The sequence below is a fragment of the Streptomyces sp. MBT65 genome (genome assembly GCF_016612545.1).
Lineage (GTDB): Bacteria > Actinomycetota > Actinomycetes > Streptomycetales > Streptomycetaceae > Streptomyces.
Window position 1 is genome coordinate 19,491 of sequence record NZ_JAENRY010000166.1, and the last position, 7,967, is coordinate 27,457.

The window sequence follows — 7,967 nt, forward strand, 5'->3', positions numbered from 1 at the left end:
TCCTTCGCTGATTCCTGCCTGCTCGCCGATCACCCTTCTCATCCCTTGAGGACCCATGTCATGAACGCCATCACCGTCGGCATCGGTGTGTTCGTCGCCGTTCTCCTGCTCATCGCGCTCACCCTGCTGCTCATGGTCGGGCGGCTGTTCCGGAAGGTGGAGCAGGGGCGGGCGCTGATCGTCTCCAAGACGAAGAAGGTCGATGTCACCTTCACCGGCGCGGTCGTCCTGCCGGTGCTGCACAAGGCCGAGTTCATGGACATCTCGGTGAAGACCATCGAGATCCGCCGCACCGGGCGCGAGGGCCTGATCTGCCAGGACAACATCCGCGCCGACATCCACATCAGCTTCTTCGTGCGGGTCAACAAGACCGTCGAGGACGTCATCAAGGTCGCCCAGGCCATCGGCACCCAGACCGCGAGCGACCCGGCGGCGATCCAGGACTTCTTCGCCGCGAAGTTCTCCGAGGCGCTCAAGACCGTGGGGAAGCAGCTGGACTTCGTCGATCTCTACACCAAGCGCGAGGAGTTCCGGGACCGGATCATCCAGGTCATCGGCACCGACCTCAACGGCTACCACCTCGACGACGCGGCCATCGACTTCCTCGAACAGACGCCGATGACCCAGCTCGACAACCAGAACATCCTGGACGCGCAGGGCATCCGCAAGATCACCGAGCTGACGACCATCGAGCACGTGCGCACCAACGAGTTCCAGCGCACCGAGCAGAAGGAGATCACCCGGCAGAACGTCGACGCCCGGGAGACCATCCTGGAGCTGGAGCGCCGGCAGGCCGAGGCGGAGATCAAGCAGCGCCGAGAGGTGGAGGTCCTGCGGGCTCGCGAGGAGGCCGCCACCGCGAAGGTGCAGGAGGAGGAACGGCTGGGCGCGCAGGCCGCGTTCCTGCGCACCGAGGAGCAACTCGGCGTCCAGCGCGAGAACCAGGCCCGCGAGATCGCCGTCGCGCAGAAGAACCGCGAGCGGGTCATCGCGGTCGAGAACGAGCGCATCGAGAAGGACCGCCTCCTCGAAGTCATCGCCCGCGAACGGGAGACCTCGCTCTCCGGGATCGCGCGGGACAAGGAGGTCGAGGCCGAGCGGCGCGAGGTCGCGGACGTGGTCCGGGAGCGGATCGCCGTGGACCGCACGGTCGCCGAGCAGGAGGAGGCCATCAAGAAGCTGCGGGTGGTCGAGGAGGCCGAGCGCACCCGGCAGGCCGTGATCATCGCCGCCGAGGCCGAGGCGCAGGAGAAGCTGGTCAAGGACATCAAGGCGGCCGAGGCCGCGGAGGCCGCCGCCAAGCACCGTGCCGGTGAGCAACTCACCCTCGCCGACGCCCGGTTGAAGTCCGCCGACCTCGACGCCCGCGCCAAGCTGCGGCTCGCGGAGGGCATCCAGGCGGAGGCCGCCGCGGCCGGACTCGCCGAGGTCCAGGTCCGCGACAAGGAGGCCGAGGTGACCGTGAAGGCGGGCCGCGCGGAGGCCGAGGCCACGGGGGCGCGGCTGCGCGCGGAGGCGGAGGGCACCGAGGCCCGGCTCCGGGCGGAGGCCGAGGGCACCCGGGCCAAGGCGCTTGCGGAGGCCGAGGGCACGCAGGCGAACGCGCTCGCGGAAGCCGAGGGCGTACGGGCCAACGCGCTCGCGGAAGCCACCGGCATCGGCGAGAAGCTCAAGGCCGAGGCAGCCGGCCTCACCGAGAAGGCCGCCGCGATGGCCGCCCTCGACGACGCCTCGCGCGGCCACGAGGAGTACCGGCTGCGGCTGCAGGCCGAGAAGGAGATCCGGCTGGCCGGGCTCGATGTGCAGCGGCAGGTCGCCGAGGCGCAGGCCACGGTGCTCGCGACCGGTCTGGAGAACGCCGACATCGACATCGTCGGCGGCGACTCGGTCTTCTTCGACCGGCTGATCTCGGCGGTCTCGTTCGGCCGGAGCGTCGACGGCTTCGTCCAGAACTCCGAGACGGCACAGGTGTTGGCGCGTCCGTGGCTCGACGGCACGTCGAACATCGCCGACGACCTCGCCCGCGTCCTCGGCCCGGTCTCCACGGCCGACGTGCAGAACCTCACCGTGTCCGCGCTGCTGCTGAAGCTCATGTCCGCGGACTCGGCGAACGCCGGTCAGGTACGGCAACTGCTGGACAGGGCAGGTGAGTTGGGCCTGGCGGACACTCCGCTGGCCGCGCTCAACGGCCACCCGGCGAAGGCCTGACCCCATCGACGGTCCGGAACTGCCGCACAGGGGACGGCAGTTCCGGACCCGGCACCCACCCCGAGATCCTGAGAGGGCCCCATGACCACCGGCCTGGACACCGGCACCTACGAGGTCCTGCGCGACCGCCTCGCCGCACAGGCCGCCGAACTCGCCCGCCGCGCGGAGGCGCTGAACGCCCGCCGCACCGAGGAGTTCGGCTCGACCCGCCTGGAACTCACCGGCACCGCACGCCTCGACACCGAGCACCCGGCCGTGCCGCGCGACCTCGTCGCCGTAGGAGACACGCTGCTCTTCGGCCGCCAGGTCTCCCTCGGGGGCACCCGGGAGACGACGGTGGCCGACGTCCTCGCCCTGCACGACCGGCACGATCTGCGCCGGCTGCCCGAGGACGCCGTACCCGGACTCCTCGACGACCCGGACTTCGTGCGGGAGTTCGCCGCCCTGCACCGGTACTACCGGCAGGCGCGCCTGTTGCAACTCCGGTGTGTGGACGGCAAGTTGCTGGCGGTCTTCCGGACCGGTGAGAAGGCCGACGACATCCGGGTGCTGCGCTGGGCGCTCGCGGACGACGGCCGGTCGGCGGCCTTCCTGGACGCGCACGGCGAGCGCGATCACGTCCTCCCGCCGTCGTACGACGTCGAGTGGGTGGAGACGACCCGCGAGGACCAGGTTCCCGGCCGGCATCCACACGTGCGCATCCAGGACGGGCTGTACGTCTCCACGGTCGGCGGCACGCTCACCGTGAAGGTCGAGGACGACACCGAGACGGGGGAGGGTATTTACTCCGAGCCGGTGGACGAGCCGCTCCAGTCGTCGGCCGACGCGGAGATCGCGTACGCGCGGGTGGGTGTGCTGGTGCTGCTCCGGGTGCGTCCCTACAAGGAGGAGGCCCACCGGTATCTGGTCTTCAACACCCTGACCAAGGGTGTCGTGCGGCTCGACGGGATCGGGCTGTCGTGCCGGCGGCTGCCCGAGGAGCGGGGGATCGTGTTCCCGGGCGGGTACTGCCTGGCCACCGGGGTGTGGAAGACCTTCGAAGTGGACACCACCGGGCTGGAGTTGGAGCGGGTGGTGCGCTCGCCCAACGGCGAGGACGTGCTGTTCGCGTACCGGGCACGGGTGTCGGGGCGCGGCCTCCTGCTGCCGTACAACCTGATCCGCAAGGAGGTCGCCACCCCGCTGTCCGGTCAGGGCTGGGCGCTCTTCGACGACGGTGTGCTGGTGGTGCTGGGCGCGGGCGGGGAGGCGGGGCGTGTCCATCCGGTGCGGATCTGGCGCACTCCGTTCGTCTCCGATACGTACGCCGCCGCTCAACTCGTCGGCTCCGGGCCGCTGTTCCGGGTGGGCAACGCCGAACTCGTGCGCGGGGTCTCCGACTGTCTGTCCCTCGCGGGCGCCGTCGCGGGGATGGAGCCCACGGCGGAGGTGTACGAGGCGCTGGTCGCCGCGTGTGTGCGGGCGGCGGACTCGTACCACTGGCTCGGGGACGCCGAACTCGGCGATCTGGGTGGTCCGTTGGAGGACGTGCGGGTCACCGCCGAGCAGGTGCTGGCCGAGTTCGAGACCGTCCGGGCGCTGACCCGGCGGGCGGCCGACGCCCTCGCCGAGGCCACGGACCGGCTCACCGGGCTGGTCCGGCGGTTGCGGGGCGAGGCGCCCCAGGACGCGGCGGGGTGGGTCGGCGGACTGACCGAACTCCGGCGCACACAGGGGCACTTGCTCACGTTGAAGGAGCTGCGGTACGCCGATCTCGCGCGGATCGACGAGACGGTGGCCGGGGCGGAGGCGGAGCTCGGGGCGTTCGGGCAGCGGGCGGTGGCGTTCCTGGCGCGCGCGGACGCGTTCGCCGGGCACCACGAGGTGATCGCCGAACTGGTCGCGCGGGCGGGTGAGTTGGCCACGGTCGCCGAGTCGGCGCCGGTGGCCGCCCGGCTCAACGAACTGACCGACGGGCTGCGGACGGTGACCGAGGTGATCGCCGGGCTGGACATCGGTGACGCCACGGTCCGTACGTCGATCCTGGAGCGGATCGCCGAGGTGCTGGGCGGCGTCAACCGCGCCCGCGCCACACTGGACGCCCGGCGCAGGGAACTCCAGGACCGGGAGGGCCGGGCGGAGTTCGCGGCCGAGTTCGCGCTGCTGGGCCAGTCGGTGACGGGCGCGCTCGCGGACGCGGCGACCCCGGAGGCCTGTGACACGCGCCTCGCGCGGCTGCTGGTCCAGTTGGAGAACCTGGAAGCCCGCTTCGCCGACTTCGACGACTTCCTCGCCGAACTGACCTCCCGCCGCACCGAGATCTACGAGACCTTCTCGGCCCGCAAGCAGACCCTGGCCGATGAACGCGCGCGCCGGGCCGAGCAGTTGGCGGCCTCGGGGGTGCGGGTCCTGGAGACGGTGGAGCGGCGGGCGGCCACGCTCGCCGACACCGACGCGGTCAGCACGTTCTTCGCCTCCGACCCGATGGCGACGAAGATCCGCCGGACGGTCGACCGACTACGCGACCTGGGCGACCGGATGAGGGCGGAGGAGCTGACCGGCCGGCTCGCGGCGGCCCGCGAGGAGGCGGTCCGCGCCCTGCGCGACCGCACCGACCTCTACACGGACGGCGGCCGGACCCTGCGCCTGGGCCGGCACCGCTTCGCCGTGAACACCGAACCCCTCGACCTCACCCTCGTCCCCGCCGGCGACGGCCTCGCCTTCGCGCTCACCGGCACGGACTACCGATCCCCGGTCAGCGACGCGGAGTTCGCGGCCACCCGCGCCTACTGGGACCGCCCGCTGCCCTCCGAGTCGCCGCGGGTCTACCGCGCGGAACACCTCGCCGCCCGCCTCCTCGACGAACACGGCGCCCAGGCCCTCGCCCAGGAGCCCGACCTCGCCGCCCTGGTCCGCCGCGCGGCGCAGGAGTCGTACGACGAAGGCTACGAACGCGGCGTGCACGACCACGACGCGACCGCGATCCTCCGTGCCCTGCTCCGCCGGTACGAGGGCGCGGGGCTGCTGCGGCACGAACCGGCCGCCCGGGCACGGGCGTTGCTGTTCTGGACGCACGGCACCAGCGCGGAGGAGCGCGCGGGCTGGACGCGCCGGGCGCGGTCGCTCGCGCGGGTCCGCGACACCTTCGGACCGACCCCGGCCGTCGCCGACTTCCTGGCGGAACTGGCGCGGCGCACGGACGAACCCACCGCCGCGTACCTCTTCGACGAACTGACCACCGCCCCCGAGGGCTTCGTCCTCAGCGCCACCGCCCGCACCCTCCTCGACAAGTTCCGCCGCACGATGGGGAGTTCGGCCTACGACGACGATGTGCGCGCCGTCGAGGACCTGGCCGCGCGCCGCCAACTGGTCGAGGCGTGGCTGACGGCGTACACGACGGCGTCCGGCACGGAGGCCGACCCGGGGGACCTCGCCGAGGCGGTGGCGGCCGAACTCTGCCCGGACGTAGCGCGCTACGAGTCGGACGCCCGGCTGACGGAGACGGTCACGGGACTGCTGGGCACCCACCCGCGCATCGAGGCGGGCTCGTTGTCGGTGCGCATCGACGAACTCCTGGCCCGGACACGGGAGTTCAGGGCGGTGGACATCCCCGGTCACCGCGCTTACCAGCGCCGCCGTACGGCCCTGGTGGCGGCGGAACGGGCCCGGCTGCGCCTGGACGAGTACCGGCCGCGCGTGATGTCGTCCTTCGTCCGGGGGCGGCTGGTCGACGAGGTGTATCTCCCCTTGATCGGCGACAACCTGGCGCGGCAGATCGGTACGACGGGGGAGGGGCGGCGCACCGGCGCGGACGGCGGTCTGCTGCTGCTCGTCTCGCCGCCGGGGTACGGCAAGACGACCCTCATGGAGTACGTCGCCGACCGGCTCGGGCTGGTGCTGGTCAAGGTCAGCGGCCCTGCCCTCGGGCACGGTGTGACCTCCCTCGACCCGGCCGAGGCGCCGAACGCCACCGCCCGCCAGGAGGTGGAGAAGGTCAACTTCGCGCTCGCGGCGGGCACCAACGTGCTGCTCCACCTCGACGACATCCAGCACACCTCGCCCGAACTCCTGCAGAAATTCATCCCGTTGTGCGATGCCACCCGGCGGATCGAGGGCGTGTGGGAGGGCGCGCCGCGTACATATGACCTACGGGGCAAGCGGTTCGCGGTCTGTATGACCGGCAACCCGTACACCGAGTCCGGCGGCCGGTTCCGGGTGCCCGACATGCTGGCGAACCGTGCCGACGTCTGGAACCTCGGCGACGTACTGACCGGCAAGGAGACGGTGTTCGCGCTGAGTTTCCTGGAGAACGCGCTGACCTCCCACCCGGTGCTCGCCCCGCTCGCCGGCCGCGACCGCGCCGACTTGGACCTGCTGATCCGCCTCGCGGCAGGTGACCCGACGGCCCACGCGGACCGGCTGTCCTACGCCTGCGACCCCGCCGAACTGACCCGGATCACAGGGGTGTTGAGGCATCTCGTCACCGCCCGGGACACCGTGCTGGCGGTCAACTCCGCGTACATGGCGTCGGCGGCGACGACGGACGCGGCCCGCACGGAACCGCCGTTCCGGCTCCAGGGGTCGTATCGGACCATGAACCGGATCGCCCAGCGCATCGAGCCGGTGATGAACTCCCCCGAACTGTCGGCGGTGTTGGACGACCACTACACCGCCGAGGCGCAGACGCTGGGGGCGGGCGCCGAGGCGAACCTGCTGAAACTGGGGGAGTTGCGCGGCACGCTGACCGCCGAACAGGCCCTGCGGTGGGGGGAGTTGAAGGCGGCGTACGTGCGGGAGCGGGGTGTGGCGGAGGACGACCCGTTGCGCCGTGCGGTGGCGGCCCTCGGGCTGCTGGCCGAGCGGGTCGGGGCGGTGGAGGCGGCGATCACCCGGGCGACCGGCCCGGGCTGACGAACGCCGGCCTGCCCGGTCAACTGCTAGAGCTGGAGCAGCCGTTGGGTGATCTCGCGGTACTGCCGCAACGCGTTCCGGAACTCCTCGGAGTCGGACGCGGAGTCGGATGCGGATGCGGATGCGGATGTGGCGTCGGACGCGGAATCCGACGGGGACTCGGAGTCCTGGTCGGCCCAGGCGGCGCGGAGGAGGTCGCGGCGGGCCGCGAGCGCGGCCACGAGCTGGGCGGTCGCCTCGTCATAGGCGCTCTCCGCCTCCTGGAGGGCGTCGCGCGGGGTGTCGGCGAAGGTGTTGAGGGCGTGGCGCAGCCGCTGGAGGACCTTGTCCCGCTCGCTCGACGGGAGCAGCGGCTCCGGGCCCGGGGTGCGGCGTTCGGAGGGGACCCGGTTCTGGCCCGCGGGTTGTTGGGCGCGTGTCTGGTCGTACATCATCGGGTGTCGTTTCCGTTCCGCCCGAAGGCGTTTCCGCCCGAAGGCGTTTTTGGGATCGTCCGTCCACCGGCCACTGCCCTGCGCCGTGCTGCCAGTCAACGTGCGGCGACGGTTCGTGTCAACGCGACGGTCGTGCGGTCCGGGCCGCCGCGTTTCGGCGCGGGCGGGAGTACGGTGGAGTAACCGAGGGCTCTCGACACGCCGATGTCCGGTCCGGCGTCCTGTCCTCGCGTCTCCCTCCCCAGGGGCAGCCCGTGACCCCGGCCGCGCCATTCGCAGCGACGGCCGAGGAGTCCCGCCATGTCGATTCTTTCCACCCCGTCCACGACGGGCGTCCCGACGGGCACCGACCCGCCGCCCCCGCCCTACGACGGCACCTCCCCCTTCCCGCCGGACGACGGTCCGCCGCCCGTGCGCGACGGCGCGGCGCGGATC

General features: G+C 72.1%; 3 protein-coding genes. 2 read left to right on the plus strand and 1 reads right to left on the minus strand.

Annotated features, from left to right (window positions below):
- Positions 1–60 precede the first annotated feature (60 nt).
- Together JHN63_RS31745 and JHN63_RS31750 are read left to right on the plus strand one after the other, a co-directional pair.
- Positions 61–2,208: a flotillin family protein gene (locus JHN63_RS31745; protein ID WP_200687129.1), complete on the plus strand. Its 2,148-nt coding sequence runs from the start codon at positions 61–63 to the stop codon at positions 2,206–2,208.
- An 81-nt stretch (positions 2,209–2,289) separates the two neighbouring features.
- Positions 2,290–7,098: a DNA repair ATPase gene (locus JHN63_RS31750; RefSeq protein ID WP_200687131.1), complete on the plus strand. Its 4,809-nt coding sequence runs from the start codon at positions 2,290–2,292 to the stop codon at positions 7,096–7,098.
- 26 nt (positions 7,099–7,124) lie between these two features.
- Here JHN63_RS31750 and JHN63_RS31755 read toward each other — a convergent pair whose 3' ends face one another.
- Complete coding sequence (locus JHN63_RS31755; protein ID WP_200687133.1) at positions 7,125–7,532, minus strand: hypothetical protein; 408 nt, start codon at positions 7,530–7,532, stop codon at positions 7,125–7,127.
- Positions 7,533–7,967: the final 435 nt, after the last annotated feature.

Bases quoted from the DNA above. Each gene is read 5' to 3' on its own strand.
- JHN63_RS31755 (WP_200687133.1), bottom strand. From the start codon at position 7,532: ATGATGTACGACCAGACACGCGCCCAACAACCCGCGGGCCAGAACCGG.
- JHN63_RS31750 (WP_200687131.1), top strand. From the start codon at position 2,290: ATGACCACCGGCCTGGACACCGGCACCTACGAGGTCCTGCGCGACCGC.
- JHN63_RS31745 (WP_200687129.1), top strand. From the start codon at position 61: ATGAACGCCATCACCGTCGGCATCGGTGTGTTCGTCGCCGTTCTCCTG.